Source organism: Nonomuraea sp. NPDC050310 (assembly GCF_040655795.1).
Taxonomy (GTDB): Bacteria; Actinomycetota; Actinomycetes; order Streptosporangiales; family Streptosporangiaceae; genus Nonomuraea.
This window is the reverse complement of sequence record NZ_JBFAKP010000001.1, coordinates 864,410-880,494: the sequence shown is the minus strand read 5'-3', so window position 1 is coordinate 880,494 and position 16,085 is coordinate 864,410. Positions and strand designations below refer to the sequence as shown.

The following is a 16,085-nucleotide window of genomic DNA, read 5'->3' as shown; positions in this document are numbered from 1 at the left end:
AGGCGGGGCGAAGGTGGCGCGAGGCGCGTCAGCGGGGGCGGTAGCTGCAGCGGAGGCCGGTGTGGACGCCGGCCTTGAGCTCGGCCCCGATCACGGGGTCCGCCTCGGCGATGCGGGCCAGCGCCCGCCGGATGGCCTTGCCGACCGCGATGCGAGCCCGCTCGTCGCTGCCCGTGAAGCTACGCACCCGCCCGCCCAGCCCGGTGGCGGCGGCGAGTTCGGCGATGAGCCAGTCCCGCTCGGCCCGCAGCGCGGTGGCCCGCTCGGTGTCGTACATCGCCTCCAGTTCCTCGATGTCGCTCTCCAGCTCGTTGAGCCGCTCCTTGTAGGTGCGTTCGGCCTGCCCGTCGAGCAGGGGCTGGTTGGTCACCCCGTCCTCCGACCCGCCGGCCAGGTCGGCGGCGCGGATCTCGCGTCCGGGGTTGGCCAGCAGCGTGGCCAGGTAGCCCATCCCCACGCTGTGGTCGACCAGCGCGACGCGCCCGCCGAGCTCGACGTGCCACTGGCGGCCCCGCCGTTCGACGTGCGCGCGCGGGGTGGACTCGGCCGGCAGCGCCATCGCGAGCTCGGCCGCCTCGTCCTCGGCCTGGGCGCGTTCGCGTCGCGCGCTCTCGTCGCCGGGTCCGTGCCGCCGGGCCAGCGCCTGGGCGAGCCGCCAGCGGGACAGCACCGCCGCCGGCCAGTGCCCGAGCGCCAGGTTGTCGCGCACCGCGGCCCGGAAGTGCTGGATCGCCAGGTCCACCGCGCCCGTGGTCAGCGCGGCGACCCCGAGGGCGTGCTGCGCCGAGCCGAAGCAGGTCGCACCCAGGCTGACGATCATGGGCAGCTTCGCGTACGGCAGCAGCCGCTCGTAGAGCTGTGCCGCGGTCCCCGCGTCCTCGATCTCGCAGGCCGTCTCCGCCATGCCGTACAGAGAGACGAGCAGGATGCTGGAGCTCGGCAGGTCGCCGCCGCGCAGCCGGGCGAGCAGGCCGGAGGCGAGGCGGCGGTTGCCGGTGCCGGCGGCGGCCATCGCCAGGGCGGCCGTGTAGGAGTAGTCGAGGGTGGACAGGTCGGGCGAGTTGACCAGTTCGGTCAGCGCGGGGACGAGCTCGCCGAGCCGGCCCTGGAACCAGCGGATGGTCAGGATCTGCGCGCCGTACCAGATGGTGGCGTCGATGTCGCCGGCGGCGGCGCCGCTCTCGGCGCATTCCAGGGCGAGTTCCTCGGCCTCGGCCAGCCGGCCGGCGCGGATGGCGAGCATGACGTCGATGGCGCGGACCACGAAGGAGCCGGCCAGGTGCTCGCGGCGCTTGAGCGTGCCGCGGAGTTCGGCCAGGGAGCGGGTGGCGTGCGGCTCGCCGGCGAGGAAGAGGTCGACGGTCCGCCAGACCAGGCCCATGACCAGGTCGCCGTGCCGTCCGGTGTGCGAGGCCTGGCCGATGAGCTCCTCGGCCAGTTCCAGGCGGAGCGGGCCGTACGCGGGGCCGAGCAGGCAGTGGTGGGCGAGGCTGAGCGCCTCGGCGACGGCGACCATGTCGCCGGCCAGCCGGGCCTGGGCCAGGACGTGCAGGATCGCGGTGTGCCGGCCGGTGCGGTAGTCCTCCTCCGCGCACAGCCGGGCGCGTAACCGCAGGGCCAGCGGCGATCCGGGCTCGACGGCGGCCAGGGCGCGCTTCTGGCGGGCGCGGACCGCCGCGGCCTCGGCGGCCGTGCGGTGCTCGTGCACCCAGACGCCGCCCAGCCCGAGTGCCGCGCGGGCCAGCCCCTCGCCGTCACCGCCGAGTTCGGCCGCCCGGTAGGCGGACTCGAACCAGCGCCGGCCGGCGCGCAGGTCGCCTTCGGCGTGCAGGGCGTGCTCGCCGCCCTTGAGCGTGAACTCGAGGTCCGGGCACCCGTCGGACTGGCGCACATCGCTCACCATCGGTGTAACCCCCTATCGGGTCCAGTGAGACGGGTGCCGGTTGCGAGCCGGTTGAACGGCACTTTCACGCTGGATCCACAATTCGCGGGAATGATGCACTTATGTCTCCCTAGGATCGGGTGCCACTCCGGATGCAGAAGGGAGGCAGCCACCATGGGGGACAAAATGGTGCCCAACCCCAAACTCTCCGCGCTGAAACAGCTTCGGGGCCAATGGCTGGCCCAGCACGAATCGGTCAAGACCGCCCTGGACCGGCCGGCCAAGGACTTCGGCGGCGGCGAGGTCATCAGCGGCCCGTGGCGTGACAAGGTGGCGCCCGAGGTCACCGGCCGGCGCGACAGGGTGAACAAGCTGGCCGAGTCCGTGCTCGGCGCCATCGACGCCGCCATCGCGGCGGAGCCCGCGGAGGTCACCGAATCGGAGGCGCAGACCTTCCGCTGGATGCGCAAGGGGAACATCTGATGTCCGGTTTCAGCGGCATGCACTGCGGCCAATTCAAGATGACCGTGAGCGCCATGTCCACCGGCGCGAGCACGCTGAGCGCGGTCAAGGGCCGCTTCTCCCGCGACTTCGGCGACCTCGGGATCGACACCTCGCTGCTCACCCAGCTCGCCACCATCGGCGATGACATCGCCAGGATCGTCCCCGAGGCCCGGCGCCGCCTCGACCTGGGCATCGCCCTCGAACAACGCCGCGACCCCTGGGCCACCCAGCCGGAGAGCAAGACCTTCGTGCCCGAGCCGCCGATGACCCTCGCCGAGGCGCAGGCCAAGGGCAAGGAACTGGCCGCCCGGCTCAACGCCCTCAACCGCACCGACGGCGCCAGCGCCGAGGAGATGCACAAGGTCGCCCAGGAGCTGGAGAAGTACCTCGCCGACCCCGAGGTCATGGCGGCCTTCTTCACCAGCCTCGACCCGCCCCACCGGCTCACCATGCTCCCGAGCCTGCTCTACGCCACCGGCAGCAAGACCGCCGCCCAGGACCTGGAGGTCTTCTCCAAGGCCCTCGGCGTCGCGTTCAGCGCCCAGAACCTCGCCACGCCCGGCATGGACAAGGTCAAGACGCTCCTCACCGACCCCGGCGACCCGCGCAACAAGGCCGACGCCTGGAACAAGCTCGCCCTCCTGCAGTACGGCAAGTTCCCCACCGACGTCGTCAAGGCCGTCGCCGGCGCCACCCTCAACGACTTCGCCAAGAACCCCGACCAGGACTTCCGCGGCGGCTTCGCCACCTCCCGCGGGTACGGCGGAGCCGTCTCGGAGGACAACGTCGCGCTCGCCCTCAACCTGCTCGGCAAGGACCCCGTCGCCGCCCGCGACACCCTCTGGGGCATGAACCCGGGCGACTACCGCAAGACCTTCGACGCGCTGCTCGGCTACTCGCGGATGAACGACGACGTCGGCGACGCCCTCGGCCGCGCCGTCGAGGCCGGCTCCGGCGTGCACGACGAGCAGCCGGGCAAGCACTCCCCCGGCGCCTCGCAGTTCGCCTTCGAGTTCATGCTCGCCGCCGGCGCCAAGGGCCCGGAGGTCAACTGGAGCCTCAAGGACTCCCTGTCGAAGCTCGGCGTCTCCTACAAGCACGAGCTGGCCACCGGGGCGCGCTTCGACGACGCCCTGGGCCGCGGCTCCAGCCGGCAGGAGCCGCCCAACTTCTCCAAGGTGCCCGGCCTGACGCCCAGCTTCTACCTGAGCCAGCAGGACACCTACAACTTCCTCAAGACCTTCGTCGACCACGACCAGGCGACCCAGGACTTCGACGTGGAGATGGGCGCCTTCCGCAGGGAGCTGCTCACCGAGGCCGCCCGGGCCGACGCCGACGCCATCGCCAGGACCGGCAAGGACCCCGGCTACTTCCAGCTCGCCTCGCGCGTCATGGGCAACCTGGCCGGGCTGGAGTACGCGGCCACCGCCAAGGTCCGCGGCGACATGGACGAGAGCGACAAGAAGTTCCGCGGCCTGATGAAGGACCTGCTCACCGTGGGCGTGATCGACCGCATCCCCGGCGGCCGCGGGGCCGTGCTGGTCGGCTGGGAGGCGCTGAAGTTCGCCACCGGCAAGGGCCTGGACTCGTGGGTGGAGGGCGACCAGGACGCCACCCGGGTGGCCAAGCTCAACAACGGCCGGGACGCGGCGACGGTGATCCAGCGCTACGAGCTGGCCTACATCCTGCTGGAGGCCGGCTACCCCACCGAGCACCCGTTCCCGCCCGAGCTGATGAAGGACGGCAAGCCCATCCCCATCGAGGAGCTCATGAAGGACAAGAACGCCGCCGACAAGCTGGTCCAGATCTCCGACTGGATGGACAAGAACGACGTGGACGGCGACGGCTCGACCTTCGACAAGAAGGTGGACATCGCCTCCGCCACGGGCAGCAGCCGCGAGGCGGAGGCCGAGGCCAAGACCAAGTACGAGAAGAAGAAGTGAGCCGCCGGGCCTAGCCGCAGGCGGTCTCGCCCTTGACCTGCACGGCGACCTCGTCCCCGGCGCCGGGGGTGAGGACCGCCGTGAAGGTCAGGCCCTCCTTGGTCCAGGTGAGGGTGCGCGAGTCGGTCCTGTCCGCCTGGTCGGCGGCGGTCGCCGGGGTGTAGCCCACCTCGGTGAACCGGTCGCTGACCAGGGTCTGCAGGCTGTCGAGCCGGTTGTCCGGGTCGGCCTCGGCGTAGGCGATCCCGGCGGTGGCGGCGAACACCCGCTTGGAACCGCCGTCGCACGGCTGGTCGGCGTCGGCCCGTGCGGTGATCTTCGGGGCGACCCAGTCCTTCCAGGCCATGATCTTCTCGCCGTCCGCGGCGAGTTGCTCGCCCGTCGCGGACGAGGAGCCGCCGCAGCCGGCCGCCAGTACGGCAAGCGCGAGGAGTACCACGAGTCGCCGGAGCACGGATTCGACCTCCTTTGCCGGGATCGCCCAGCCTAGCGGCCAGGGGCCTTCCGGCGTTCGGCGTACGCTGAGGAAGGCCGGTCCCTACGATGAACGGGAGCATCGCGTGAGGGAGGAGTCACAGAGGATGACCATCGCCGACGTCTCGCCGCACCGGGTGCAGCTTCCCGACACGGCGTTCCAGATGTGGCTGTCAGGCGAGCTCGACGCCTACCTTCACATCCCCGACGACGGTTCCCGTGTCGAGATCATCGATGGGAAGATCATCGTGTCCCCAGCCCCCCGCTTCCGGCACGGCGGCATCCTCCAGCAGCTCTCCAACCTGCTCGACCGCGAGCTGGTGAAGGACCCCGGCTACCGGTGGCGCTGCGTCCAGAACAACAGCCTGGCCTTCATGGCCGAGGAGAACGGGTACATCCCCGACCTCGTCGTCATGGACGTCGACCTGTACGAGGACGCCTGGAACGCCAACCTCCGCCACCTGGTGCCCGACCAGGTGGAACTGGTCGTGGAGGTGACCTCGCCCAGTACGGCCGTCCAGGACCGGCCCCCGACGGGCAAGACGTCGGGCCGCGGCAAGTGGTGCGGCTACGCCCGGGCCGAGATCCCCTACTACCTGCTGATCGACCTCGATCCGAAGGTCGCGCAGGTCACCCTGCACTCCATCCCCGACGCAGCCGCCGGCGCCTACCTGCACACCGAAGCGTGGAAGCTGGGCGAGACCGTGGTGCTGCCCGACCCGATCGGGGTGAGTGTCCCGACCGGGTCGTGGCAGGTGTGGAGCGAGGAGTAGCTACACGTTCCGCCGGTACTGCCCGCCCGCCTCGAAGAGGGCGTCGGTGATCTGCCCGAGTGAGCAGACCCTGGCCGTCTCCATCAGCACCTCGAAGGCGTTCCGGTCGGACATGGCCGCCTCGCGCAGCCGGCGCAGCGCCTCGGGGGCCTCGCTGCGGTTGCGCTCCTGGAAGCCGGTGAGCCGCTGGAGCTGCGACTGCTTCTCCTGCTCGGTGCCGCGGGCGAGTTCGAGCTTGCGGGGCGCCTCCTCGGCCGCGCCGCGGAAGGTGTTGACGCCGATGATCGGCAGCGAGCCGTCGTGCTTGCGCGTCTCGTACACCATCGACTCGTCCTGGATCTTGCCGCGCTGGTAGCCGGTCTCCATCGCGCCCAGCACGCCGCCGCGGTCGGACAGGCGCTCGAACTCGCGCAGGACCGCCTCCTCGACCAGGTCGGTGAGCTCGTCGATGATGAAGGAGCCCTGGAGCGGGTTCTCGTTGCGGGCCAGGCCCCATTCCCGGTTGATGATGAGCTGGATGGCCATGGCCCGCCGTACGGACTCGGCCGAGGGGGTGGTGACCGCCTCGTCGTAGGCGTTGGTGTGCAGGCTGTTGCAGTTGTCGTAGATGGCGATGAGCGCCTGCAGCGTGGTGCGGATGTCGTTGAAGTTCATCTCCTGGGCGTGCAGCGAGCGGCCCGAGGTCTGGATGTGGTACTTCAGCTTCTGCGAGCGTTCGGCGGCGCCGTACTTCTCGCGCATGGCCACCGCCCAGATGCGGCGGGCCACCCGGCCGAGGACGGAGTACTCGGGGTCCATGCCGTTGGAGAAGAAGAACGACAGGTTGGGCGCGAAGTCGTCGATCTTCATGCCGCGGGCGAGGTAGGCCTCGACGTAGGTGAAGCCGTTGGCCAGGGTGAAGGCGAGCTGGCTGATCGGGTTGGCCCCGGCTTCGGCGATGTGGTAGCCGGAGATGGAGACCGAGTAGAAGTTCCGCACACCGTTGGCGATGAACCATTCCTGGATGTCGGCCATCATGCGCAGGCTGAACTCGGTGGAGAAGATGCAGGTGTTCTGGCCCTGGTCCTCCTTGAGGATGTCGGCCTGCACGGTGCCGCGGACGGTGGCCAGGGTGCGGGCGCGCAGGTCGGCGGCCTCGGCGTCGGAGGGCGCGCGGCCGTGCTCGGCCTGGAAGCGCTCGACGGCCTGGTCGAGGGCGGCGTTGAGGAAGAAGGCCAGGATGGTCGGAGCGGGCCCGTTGATGGTCATCGACACCGAGGTGTTGGGCGCGCTCAGGTCGAAGCCGTCGTAGAGGACCTTCATGTCGTCGAGGGTCGCGATGGACACCCCGCTGGTGCCGACCTTGCCGTAGATGTCGGGGCGCAGGTCGGGGTCGTTGCCGTAGAGGGTGACCGAGTCGAAGGCGGTGGACAGGCGGGTGGCCGGCTGGCCCTCCGACAGCAGCTTGAAGCGGCGGTTGGTGCGGAACGGGTCGCCCTCGCCGGCGAACATCCGGGTCGGGTCCTCGTCGTCGCGCTTGAACGGGAAGACGCCCGCGGTGAACGGGAAGCGGCCCGGCAGGTTCTCCCGGCGCAGGAAGGACAGCAGGTCGCCGTGGTCCTCGAAGCGCGGCAGGGCCACGCGCGGGATGCGGTTGCCGCTGAGGGTCTCGCGCCAGAGCGGGGTGTGGATCTCCCGGTCGCGGACCTTCACCACCAGTTCCTCGGCGCTGTACTGCTCGCGCAACGCGGGCCATTCGGCGAGCAGGCGGCGGCTCTCCTCCGACAGCTCGTTCTCGGCCACGCCGTGCAGCCGCTCGACCTCGCCTGCCGTACCGGCGTCGAGCAGGTCGCGGACGGCGGCGAGCTGCTGGCGGCGGCGCGCGATGGCCGCCTGGGCGGCGGTCTCGTCATGGTAGCCGCGCACGGTCTCGGCGATCTCGGCGAGGTAGCGCACCCGGGCGGGCGGCACGATGGCGGCGGCGGTCTGCGAGGTGCGGCCCTCGACGGGGGCCAGCAGGCCGGGTCCGGCGGGCAGCCCCCGCTCGGCGAGCAGGCCGCGGAGGTGCTGGTAGAGCGCGGTGACCCCGGCGTCGTTGTAGCGGGCGGCGATGGTGCCGAAGACCGGCATGTCGTCGGGCTTGACGCCGAAGGCGCCGCGGTTGCGGACGAGCTGGCGGCGCACGTCGCGCAGGGCGTCCTCGGCGCCGCGCCGCTCGTACTTGTTGATCACGACGGCCTCGGCGAAGTCGAGCATGTCGATCTTCTCGAGCTGGGAGGCCGCGCCGAACTCGGGGGTCATCACGTAGATCGGCACGTCCACGTGCGGCACGATGCCCGCGTCGCCCTGGCCGATGCCCGGCGTCTCGACGATGATCAGGTCGTATCCGGCCGCCCGGCAGGCGGTGATCACGTCGTCGAGGTGCGGCGGCACCTCGGCCGCCGCGCCGCGCGTGGCCAGGGAGCGGAAGTAGGTCTGCGGCCCGAGCGCGTTCATCCGGATGCGGTCGCCGAGCAGCGCGCCGCCGCCCTTGCGCCGGGTGGGGTCGATCGCGATGACCGCGATGCGCAGCTTGTCGTCGTGGTCGAGCCGGAAGCGCCGCAGCAGCTCGTCGGTGAGCGAGGACTTGCCGGAGCCGCCGGTGCCGGTGATGCCGAGCACGGGGGCGCTGCGCCCGGCCGAGCGCAGGCCGCTCAGCAGCTCGTCGGAGGCGATACCGGTCTCGATGAGGGTGATCGCGCGGGCCAGGGCGGCCTGGTCGCCGGAGAGCACGGCCTCGACCGCGGGCGGCTCGACCAGGGGCTCGTCGCACTCGGCGATGAGCTGGTTGATCATCCCGGGCAGGCCGAGACGCTGGCCGTCCTCCGGGGAGAAGATGCGGGTGACGCCGTGCGCGTGCAGCTCGGCGATCTCCTCGGCCACGATCACCCCGCCGCCGCCGCCGTACACCTTGATGTGCCCGGCGCCGCGCTCGCGCAGCAGGTCGACGAGGTACTTGAAGAACTCGACGTGGCCGCCCTGGTAGGAGCTGATCGCGATGCCCTGCACGTCCTCCTGGATGGCGGCGGTCACGACGTCCTGGACTGAGCGGTTGTGCCCCAGGTGCACGACCTCCGCGCCCTGGGTCTGGAGAATGCGCCGCATGATGTTGATCGCGGCGTCGTGGCCGTCGAACAGCGCCGCTGCGGTCACGAACCGTACGGGGTGGGCCAGTACGTGCACGTCCTGTCACTCCTTCGTGAGGTGCCGCTACGAAAGATACTAGGACGTCCTACTATTTCCCAGCTCCCGCCTTCTCCCGCTTCTCGTAAGGGTGCAGTCGAACCGGTGTCGGCAGGGGTGCCGGCTCGGCGATCGGCCGGCGGTGAACGCCGCGGCGGCCGGTGAACCGGAACGCTCCAACCACGATACTGAGCACCATGCCGAGCAGCAGCGTCAGCGGGATGATCGGCCCGGCGAGGAACGGCTCGGGCGCGTCGCGCTCGCTCAGCACCTTGACCGTCTCCAGCGGGCTCTGCGCGTCGGCACTGGGAACCGTACGCGGGGCCTGGAGGGCCTCTTTGACCTTGCGGGGTAAGCCGTAGCCGACCACCTTCTCGTCGGTGCGGGTCTTGCGCTTGAGCCAGACGCGGTCGACGTTGGCCTCGATCGTGTGGATCTTCTTGCCCGCCACCCGCTCGACGATGCCGACATGGTCGATGCCCTTGTAGGACTTGCCGCCCTGCCAGTCGAAGAAGACCAGCGCGCCCGGCTCCGGGGTGGCCGACCAGGCGTTCTGGTTGATGAACCAGGCGGCGTGGGAGGGGGTCCAGGCGAACTGCCCGACATACTGCGCGACCCCCGCCTTGTCGGCGGCCCAGGCGAGAAACATGTCGCACCAGGGCGCGTTGCGGTACTGGGAGTCGTTGAGACGATCCGCGTACCACTCGCCGAACTTGGTGTGCTGGCCGCCCTTCTCCCGGTAACCGAGTTCGGGGCGCACCACTTCGAGGAGATCTTCACCGATCGGATCCAGGACGACTCCCTTTGCGAAGAAGAGAAACGAGCGGCTATCGATGGACTGTAATCGCCGCTTCGCCGACCTGCGCCGGACATCCCGAAGTTGTCAATCTCTGAGGTGAAATACCGCGGGTGTGACGGATCAGGCGCCGGCGCCCACCCGGAAGACCGTCTCGTCGCCCTCCCCGGGCGCCACCACATCGGCCACGATCACGGTCACGTTGTCGGGCGAGCCGCCGTCGTTGGCCAGATCGATCAACCGCTGGACGGCGGCGGCCTGGTCTGCCAACGTGGTCAGCACCTCGTGCAGGGTCTCCGGTCCGAGCACGTTGGTGAGCCCGTCGGAGCACAGGAGGTAGCGATCTCCAGGCTGCGCCTCGCGAAGCGCCATGTCGGGCTCCGCCCTGCCCTCGCTGCCGAGCACGCGCAACACCATCGACCGGCGCGGGTGCACCGCCGCCTGATCCTCGGTGATCCGCCCCTCGTCCACCATCGACTGCACCAGGGTGTGGTCCTTGGTCATCTGGTAGAGCGCGCCGTCGCGCAGCAGGTAGCCCCGCGAGTCGCCGAGGTGCGCCAGCGCGAAGGCGTAGCCGTCCCACAGCAGAGCGGTCACAGTGGTCCCCATGCCGCGGCGGGCCGGGTCGATCTCCGCCAGCTCGACGAGCCGGCGTCCGGCCTCGTGGATCGCGCCTTCCAGCGCGGCCTCCAGGTCGGCCCCGGTCTCGGGCAGCTTCGTGTCGAGCTCGCGCATCACCGCGATGGCCGCGGAACTGGCCAGTTCACCCGCCGCGTGGCCGCCCATGCCGTCCGCCACCGCGAGCAGGCGCGCGCTCGCGTAGCCCGCGTCCTCGTTCTGCTCCCTGCGGCGGCCCACGTCTGATCCTGCGGCATAGCGGATGTTGTGCTTCATGGACACCAGTAAATCATTGGTTGAAAGACTTCACAAGCGTGCTACGGTGGATTCATGGACCAGGATCCCGCCTACGACACCGTGAACGCCGGCGACATCGCCAGGCTCGCCGGTGTCGGCCGGGCCGCGGTCAGCAACTGGCGGCGTCGCCACGACGACTTCCCCCAGCCCATCGGCGGGACGGCCAGCCAGCCCCTGTTCTCGCTGCGCCAGATCGAGGGATGGCTTCGCCGTTACGGCAAGTCCTACCAGGTATCGCTCGCCGACCGGGTGTGGCAACGCCTGAAAGCGGCAGGAGATTTGCACCTCGGCGACGTGCTCGCCGAGGCCGGGGCGCTCCTGACCGGCCAAGATCACGCTTTGCAGCCGGACGTGGCGGCCCTGGTGAGCGAACTCGCCGCCGAGCAGGGCGCCGCGCGGGCCTACGAGACGCTCTGCGAACGTTACCTGGAGGCGCACTCGCGCCAGCTCTCGGTCACCCGCGAGGAGCTCGCCGCGCTCATGCTCGGCGTCGTCGGTGAGGGCACGCTGCTCGACCCGGCCTGCGGGGTCGGCACCCTGCTGCTGGCCGCCGCGCCGCAGCGCGCGCTGGGCCAGGAGCTCAGCCCCACCTCCGCCCGGATCGCCGCCGCCCGGCTGCGGTTGCGCGGGATCGAGGCCGAGATCGTGGCCGGCGACGCCATGCGCCAGGACGGCTTCCCCGGCGAACGCGCTGACGGGGTGATCTGCGACCCGCCCTTCGGCGAGCGGTTCTGGGGCTACGAGGAGCTGACCGGCGACCCCCGCTGGGAGTACGGCGTGCCGCCGCGCGGCGAGCCCGAGCTGGCGTGGGTCCAGCACTGCCTCACCCATGTACGGCCCGGCGGCCTGGTCGCCATTCTCATGCCGCCCGCCGCGGCCAGCCGCAAGGCCGGTCGCCGCATCCGCGCCAACCTGCTGCGCGCCGGCGCGCTCCGCGCCGTGGCCGGCCTGGGCGCGGTCGATCTGTGGGTGCTGCGCCGCCCCCGGGCCGGCGAGCGGCCGCCGTCGGAGGTGCTGCTCACCGAGGGCGACGCCGCGACCGTCGCCGAGGCCCTGGCCAAGCACGAGCAGAACGTGCGGATCATCGACCTGCTCACCGACGACGTGGACCTCACCCCGGCCCGCCACCGGCGCCAGGACGACGTCGGCCGGCGCTTCGCCGAGACCCGCGCGCGCTTCCTGGCCACCAGCGTGCCTCCGCCTGACCTGGAAGTGCTCGACCGACCGGACGAGCACCCGTCCACCACTGTCGGCGACCTGGTCAAGGCCGGGCTGGTCACCGTCCTGCTCGCCCCGCCGCGACTGGCGCTCACCGGCGGCGAGCTGCCCGTCCTGACCGCCGACGACCTGCTGTACGGCACGCCGCCCTCGGGCCGCGTCGACCCCGGCGCCGAACTGGTCGCGGTCGAGCCGGGCGACGTGGTCGCCTCCTACTCCAGCGTCCGCGTGATCACCGCGCCGGGCGCCTTCCTGGGGCCGCATCTGACGCTCTACCGGGTCGATCCGGACCGGGTGGACCCCGACTTCCTCGCCGGCTTCCTGCGGGCCGCTGGGAGCCGCGCCAGCACCGGCTCCAGCCGCTTCGACGCCCGCCGTACCCGCCTGCCGCGGGTGCCGCTCCAGGAGCAGCGCCGCTACGGCGAAGCCTTCCGCGCGCTCGTCGCGATGGAGGACGCGCAGCGTGAAAGCGCCTCTCTTGGGCAGACACTTGTCCGCCTGGGTTTCGAGGGGTTGACGGAAGGCCACCTGCGCCCATGACGGTGTAGTTTTGCCGGGAACGACTGGGGAGGGGGAGAGATGGTCATCGGAGACCGCTACGTTCTCGACGACCTTCCCCTCGGCCAGGGCGGCATGGGCGCCGTCTACGCCGGCCACGACCGCCATCTCGACCGCCGCGTCGCGGTGAAGCTGCTGCGCTTCCACAGCGACCCCGACGAGGAGCTGGAGCGGCGCTTCATCCGCGAGGCCCGCATCCTGGCGCGGCTCGAACACCCGGGCGCGCCGGTGCTCTACGACTTCGGCACCCACGAGCAGCGGCTCTTCCAGGTGATGCAGTTCATCGAGGGCGTCACCATCGCCGACGTGGTGAGCGAGCACGGACCGCTGCCCGTGCCGTGGGCGTGCGCGATCGCCGCCCAGGCCGCCGCCGTCCTCGCCGCCGCGCACGCGCTGTCGATCTGGCATCGCGACCTCAAGCCGACCAACCTCATGCTCTGCCCGGACGGCAGCGTCAAGGTGCTCGACTTCGGCCTGGCGATGTTGCGCGAGGCCGACATGAACCTGCCGCCCGGCAAGCCGCAGCTCACCCGGATCGGGCAGATCCTCGGCACGCCCGCGTACATGGCGCCCGAGCAGATCCAGGAGGGCGTCTCCGACGCGCGCAGCGACCTGTACTCGCTGGGCTGCGTGCTGCACGAGATGCTCACCGGCGAGCCGATCTTCACCGGCCCGACCGACTATGTGGTCTTCGAGAAGCAGGTCAAGGAGCTGCCGCCGGCTGTACCCGGAATCTCCCGTGAGCTCGCGGAGCTGCTGGGGGCGTTGCTGGAGAAGAAGCCGGAGGACCGGCCGGCCGACATGGACGCGCTGTACGCGCGGTTAGAGCCGTTCGCGGTCGACCTGGGGATGCTCCCCGGTTTCCTGACCGAGGACCCGAGCCCGGAGCGGATGTACGCCCGGCTGCTCGGCCGCGTGCTTCCGTAGCATTCTCCACCGTTGACAGGATTCCTCCGGTGCGCCACTCTCATGCGAGAGAGCGCTCTCTCCTTGATCATTTCGGGGGCTGCATCGATGAGGACTTTTCCCGCCGGTTTCGTCTGGGGCGCCGCCACGGCCGCCTACCAGATCGAGGGGGCCGCCAAGGAGGACGGGCGCGGTCAGTCGATCTGGGACACCTTCTCCGCCACACCGGGCAAGGTCGCGGGCGGCGACACCGGCGAGACCGCGACCGGCCACTACCACCGCTACCGCGAGGACGTGGCGCTGATGCGCTCGCTCGGCCTGGGGGCCTACCGGTTCTCGGTGGCCTGGCCGCGCGTCCAGCCGGACGGCGGAGGCGCGGTCAACCCGCTGGGGCTGGGCTTCTACGACCGGCTGGTGGACGAGCTGCTGGCCGGCGACATCACGCCCTACGTCACCCTCTACCACTGGGACCTGCCCCAGGCGCTGGAGGATCGCGGCGGCTGGGCGAACCGGGACACCGCCTACCGCTTCGCCGAGTACGCGCAGGCCGTCCACGACAAGCTGGGCGACCGGGTGCGCGAGTGGACGACGCTGAACGAGCCGTGGGTGGCCGCCTTCCTCGGTTACGGCAACGGCGTGCACGCGCCGGGGCGCGCCGAGCCCGCCGACGCGCTACGGGCGGCCCACCACCTGCTGCTCGCGCACGGGCTCGGCACGAAGGTGCTGCGCGAGGCCGGCGCCGAGCGGATCATGCTGGTGATCAACAGCGCGCCGGTGTTCACCCCCGCGCAGGTGCACGACCCGGCCGCGCCGGTGTCCGAGGCCGACGCGGAGGCGGTCGCGCGGATCGACGCGCTGCTCACCAGGCAGTTCCTCGACCCGGCGCTCCGCGGGAGCTACCCCGAGGAACTGGTCGCCGCGCACGCCCCGCACGTCCGCGACGGCGACCTAGAGCTGATCAACCAGCCGATCGACCTCGTCGGCATCAACTACTACAACCCGACCGTCGTCGAGGCCGCTCCCGGCACGCCCGCCGACCCGGCCTGGCCGGGCTCGCAGGGCGTGCGCTTCTGCCCGGTCGACGGGCCGGCCACCGCGATGGGCTGGCCCATCGTGCCCAGCGGCCTGTCGCGGCTGCTGGTCCGGCTGGGGCGCGACTACCCCGAGGTCGGCCTCATGGTCACCGAGAACGGCGCGGCCTTCGACGACACCGTCGAGGACGGCCGCGTGCACGACGCCGACCGGCTCGACTACCTGCGCACCCACCTGCGGGCCGTGCACGACGCCATCGGCGAGGGCGCGGACGTGCGCGGCTATCTCGTCTGGTCGCTGCTGGACAACTTCGAATGGGCGGAGGGCTATCGCAAACGCTTCGGCATCGTGCACGTGGACTACGGCACGCTCACCAGAACCCCGAAAGACAGCGCCCTCTGGTACAGGGACGCCGTCAGCGCCAACGCAGTGTAAGCACATGGGAGCGCTCTCCGTAATCATCCCGGTATTGACATCGTTACACGGGTTTAACAGCTTAGAGAGCGCTCCCACATTTATGGAGGCTCACCCCATGTCGAAGCGCCCACTCCTGGTCGGAACCATAGGCCTCGCCCTCGTCGCGACGGGCTGCGGCAGCAGTACCCCCGAGAACAAGCCCGCCGCCACCGGCGGCGCACCCGCCCCGGTCTCGGCCGAGTGCAAGCCCTACGAGACGTACGGCAAGCACGAGGGCACCAAGGTCACCATCTACTCCCCCATCCGCGACAAGGAAGCCGACCTGTTCCAGGAGACCTGGAAGCAGTTCTCCGAGTGCACCGGCATCAAGGTCACCTATGAGGGCACCGGCGAGTTCGAGGCGCAGATCCAGGTCCGTGTCGACGGCGGCAACCCGCCCGACCTGGCCTTCTTCCCCCAGCCCGGCCTCCTGGAGCGCTTCGCCAAGGCCGGCAAGCTCAAGCCCGCCTCCCCCGAGGTCACCAAGCTCACCGACGAGGGCTGGTCGCCCGACTGGAAGAAGTACGGCACCGTCGACGGCACCTTCTACGCCGCCCCGCTGGGCGCGAGCGTGAAGTCGTTCGTCTGGTACTCGCCCAAGATGTTCACCGAGAACGGCTGGCAGGTCCCCAAGACCTGGGCCGAGCTCATGACGCTGACCGACACCATCGCCGCCAAGGGCATCAAGCCCTGGTGCGCGGGCATCGAGTCGGGCGACGCCACCGGCTGGCCGGCGACCGACTGGATCGAGGACATCATCCTGCGTGACCTCGGCGCAGACGCCTACGACCAGTGGGTCACGCACAAGCTGCCGTTCAACGACCCCAAGGTCGTCGCGGCGGTCGACAAGGTGGGCGCGATCCTGAAGAACGACAAGTACGTCAACGGCGGCTACGGCCCGGTCAAGTCGATCGCCTCCACCGCCTTCCAGGAGGGCGGCGTCCCGATCACCACCGGCAAGTGCGGCCTGCACCGCCAGGCCTCCTTCTACGCCAACTTCTGGCCCGAGGGCACCAAGGTGGCCGAGGACGGCGACGTCTTCGCCTTCTACCTGCCCGGCAACGACACCAGCTCCAAGCCGGTCCTCGGCGCGGGCGAGTTCGTCGCCGCCTTCACCGACCGGCCCGAGGTCAAGGCGATGCAGCAGTACCTCGCCACCGCCGACTTCGCCAACGCCCGGATGAAGCTGGCCACCTACGTCTCCGCCCGCAAGGGCGTCGACCTGGCCAACGCCCAGAACCCGATCGACAAGCTGTCGATGGAGATCCTGGCCGACCCGCAGACGGTCTTCCGCTTCGACGGCTCCGACCTGATGCCGGCCGCCGTGGGCGCGGGCACCTTCTGGAAGGAAATGACCGCCTGGATCAACGGCAAGGACACCAAGTCGGCGCTCGACGCCATCGACAAGTCCTGGCCCACCGACTAGT

12 protein-coding genes are annotated in these 16,085 nt (G+C 70.7%); 7 read left to right on the top strand and 5 right to left on the bottom strand.

Annotation, left to right across the window (positions count from 1 at the left end; translation table 11 throughout):
• Positions 1 to 28 precede the first annotated feature (28 nt).
• Positions 29 to 1,903 (bottom strand): hypothetical protein, encoded by a 1,875-nt coding sequence (locus tag AB0I67_RS04200; protein ID WP_357917283.1) that lies wholly within the window; start codon positions 1,901 to 1,903, stop codon positions 29 to 31.
• A 153-nt stretch (positions 1,904 to 2,056) separates the two neighbouring features.
• Here AB0I67_RS04200 and AB0I67_RS04195 point away from each other — a divergent pair, with 153 nt between their 5' ends.
• Together AB0I67_RS04195 and AB0I67_RS04190 are read left to right on the top strand one after the other, a co-directional pair.
• On the top strand, positions 2,057 to 2,365 hold the full coding sequence (locus tag AB0I67_RS04195; protein WP_357917280.1) for a hypothetical protein: 309 nt from the start codon (positions 2,057 to 2,059) through the stop codon (positions 2,363 to 2,365).
• Positions 2,365 to 4,329 (top strand): hypothetical protein, encoded by a 1,965-nt coding sequence (locus AB0I67_RS04190; protein ID WP_357917277.1) that lies wholly within the window; start codon positions 2,365 to 2,367, stop codon positions 4,327 to 4,329. Before AB0I67_RS04195 ends, AB0I67_RS04190 begins: the two co-directional genes overlap by 1 nt.
• A gap of 10 nt (positions 4,330 to 4,339) precedes the next feature.
• On the opposite strand, the gene AB0I67_RS04185 is transcribed toward AB0I67_RS04190, so the two are convergent.
• Entirely contained in the window at positions 4,340 to 4,783 is a 444-nt protein-coding gene (locus AB0I67_RS04185; RefSeq protein ID WP_357917275.1) for a hypothetical protein, read from the bottom strand.
• 127 nt (positions 4,784 to 4,910) lie between these two features.
• Between AB0I67_RS04185 and AB0I67_RS04180 the strand changes: the two genes are divergently transcribed.
• Positions 4,911 to 5,576: a Uma2 family endonuclease gene (locus tag AB0I67_RS04180; RefSeq protein ID WP_357917272.1), complete on the top strand. Its 666-nt coding sequence runs from the start codon at positions 4,911 to 4,913 to the stop codon at positions 5,574 to 5,576.
• Here the strand turns inward: AB0I67_RS04180 and icmF are convergent, their stop codons facing one another.
• The 3 genes from icmF to AB0I67_RS04165 all read right to left on the bottom strand — a co-directional run bounded on the left by icmF (position 5,577) and on the right by AB0I67_RS04165 (position 10,467).
• The gene (icmF, locus tag AB0I67_RS04175; protein ID WP_357917269.1) at positions 5,577 to 8,777 is read right to left on the bottom strand and encodes a fused isobutyryl-CoA mutase/GTPase IcmF; all 3,201 of its coding nucleotides are present in this window, start codon (positions 8,775 to 8,777) and stop codon (positions 5,577 to 5,579) included.
• A 52-nt stretch (positions 8,778 to 8,829) separates the two neighbouring features.
• Positions 8,830 to 9,537 carry a CHAP domain-containing protein gene (locus AB0I67_RS04170; RefSeq protein WP_357917266.1) on the bottom strand — a complete coding sequence of 236 codons (708 nt, stop codon included), beginning with the start codon at positions 9,535 to 9,537 and terminating at the stop codon, positions 8,830 to 8,832.
• Between the two features lie 159 nt (positions 9,538 to 9,696).
• On the bottom strand, positions 9,697 to 10,467 hold the full coding sequence (locus AB0I67_RS04165) for a PP2C family serine/threonine-protein phosphatase (RefSeq protein WP_357917263.1): 771 nt from the start codon (positions 10,465 to 10,467) through the stop codon (positions 9,697 to 9,699).
• Positions 10,468 to 10,521: 54 nt separating this feature from the next.
• On the opposite strand from AB0I67_RS04165, the gene AB0I67_RS04160 reads away from it, so the two are divergent.
• From AB0I67_RS04160 to AB0I67_RS04145, 4 genes are all read left to right on the top strand, one after another.
• A complete protein-coding gene (locus AB0I67_RS04160) occupies positions 10,522 to 12,246 on the top strand; it encodes an N-6 DNA methylase (protein ID WP_357917261.1) in 1,725 nt (574 codons plus the stop codon).
• 39 nt (positions 12,247 to 12,285) lie between these two features.
• On the top strand, positions 12,286 to 13,191 hold the full coding sequence (locus AB0I67_RS04155) for a serine/threonine-protein kinase (RefSeq protein WP_357917259.1): 906 nt from the start codon (positions 12,286 to 12,288) through the stop codon (positions 13,189 to 13,191).
• Between the two features lie 87 nt (positions 13,192 to 13,278).
• Positions 13,279 to 14,637 (top strand): GH1 family beta-glucosidase, encoded by a 1,359-nt coding sequence (locus tag AB0I67_RS04150; protein WP_357917256.1) that lies wholly within the window; start codon positions 13,279 to 13,281, stop codon positions 14,635 to 14,637.
• A gap of 97 nt (positions 14,638 to 14,734) precedes the next feature.
• Positions 14,735 to 16,084 carry an ABC transporter substrate-binding protein gene (locus tag AB0I67_RS04145; protein WP_357917253.1) on the top strand — a complete coding sequence of 450 codons (1,350 nt, stop codon included), beginning with the start codon at positions 14,735 to 14,737 and terminating at the stop codon, positions 16,082 to 16,084.
• The last annotated feature ends 1 nt before the right edge of the window (position 16,085 follow it).

Excerpts from the sequence above, each read along its gene's own strand:
- AB0I67_RS04200 (WP_357917283.1), bottom strand. The coding sequence starts at position 1,903 with ATGGTGAGCGATGTGCGCCAGTCCGACGGGTGCCCGGACCTCGAGTTC.
- AB0I67_RS04195 (WP_357917280.1), top strand. The coding sequence starts at position 2,057 with ATGGGGGACAAAATGGTGCCCAACCCCAAACTCTCCGCGCTGAAACAG.
- AB0I67_RS04190 (WP_357917277.1), top strand. The coding sequence starts at position 2,365 with ATGTCCGGTTTCAGCGGCATGCACTGCGGCCAATTCAAGATGACCGTG.
- AB0I67_RS04180 (WP_357917272.1), top strand. The coding sequence starts at position 4,911 with ATGACCATCGCCGACGTCTCGCCGCACCGGGTGCAGCTTCCCGACACG.
- AB0I67_RS04165 (WP_357917263.1), bottom strand. The coding sequence starts at position 10,467 with ATGAAGCACAACATCCGCTATGCCGCAGGATCAGACGTGGGCCGCCGC.
- AB0I67_RS04160 (WP_357917261.1), top strand. The coding sequence starts at position 10,522 with ATGGACCAGGATCCCGCCTACGACACCGTGAACGCCGGCGACATCGCC.
- AB0I67_RS04155 (WP_357917259.1), top strand. The coding sequence starts at position 12,286 with ATGGTCATCGGAGACCGCTACGTTCTCGACGACCTTCCCCTCGGCCAG.
- AB0I67_RS04150 (WP_357917256.1), top strand. The coding sequence starts at position 13,279 with ATGAGGACTTTTCCCGCCGGTTTCGTCTGGGGCGCCGCCACGGCCGCC.
- AB0I67_RS04145 (WP_357917253.1), top strand. The coding sequence starts at position 14,735 with ATGTCGAAGCGCCCACTCCTGGTCGGAACCATAGGCCTCGCCCTCGTC.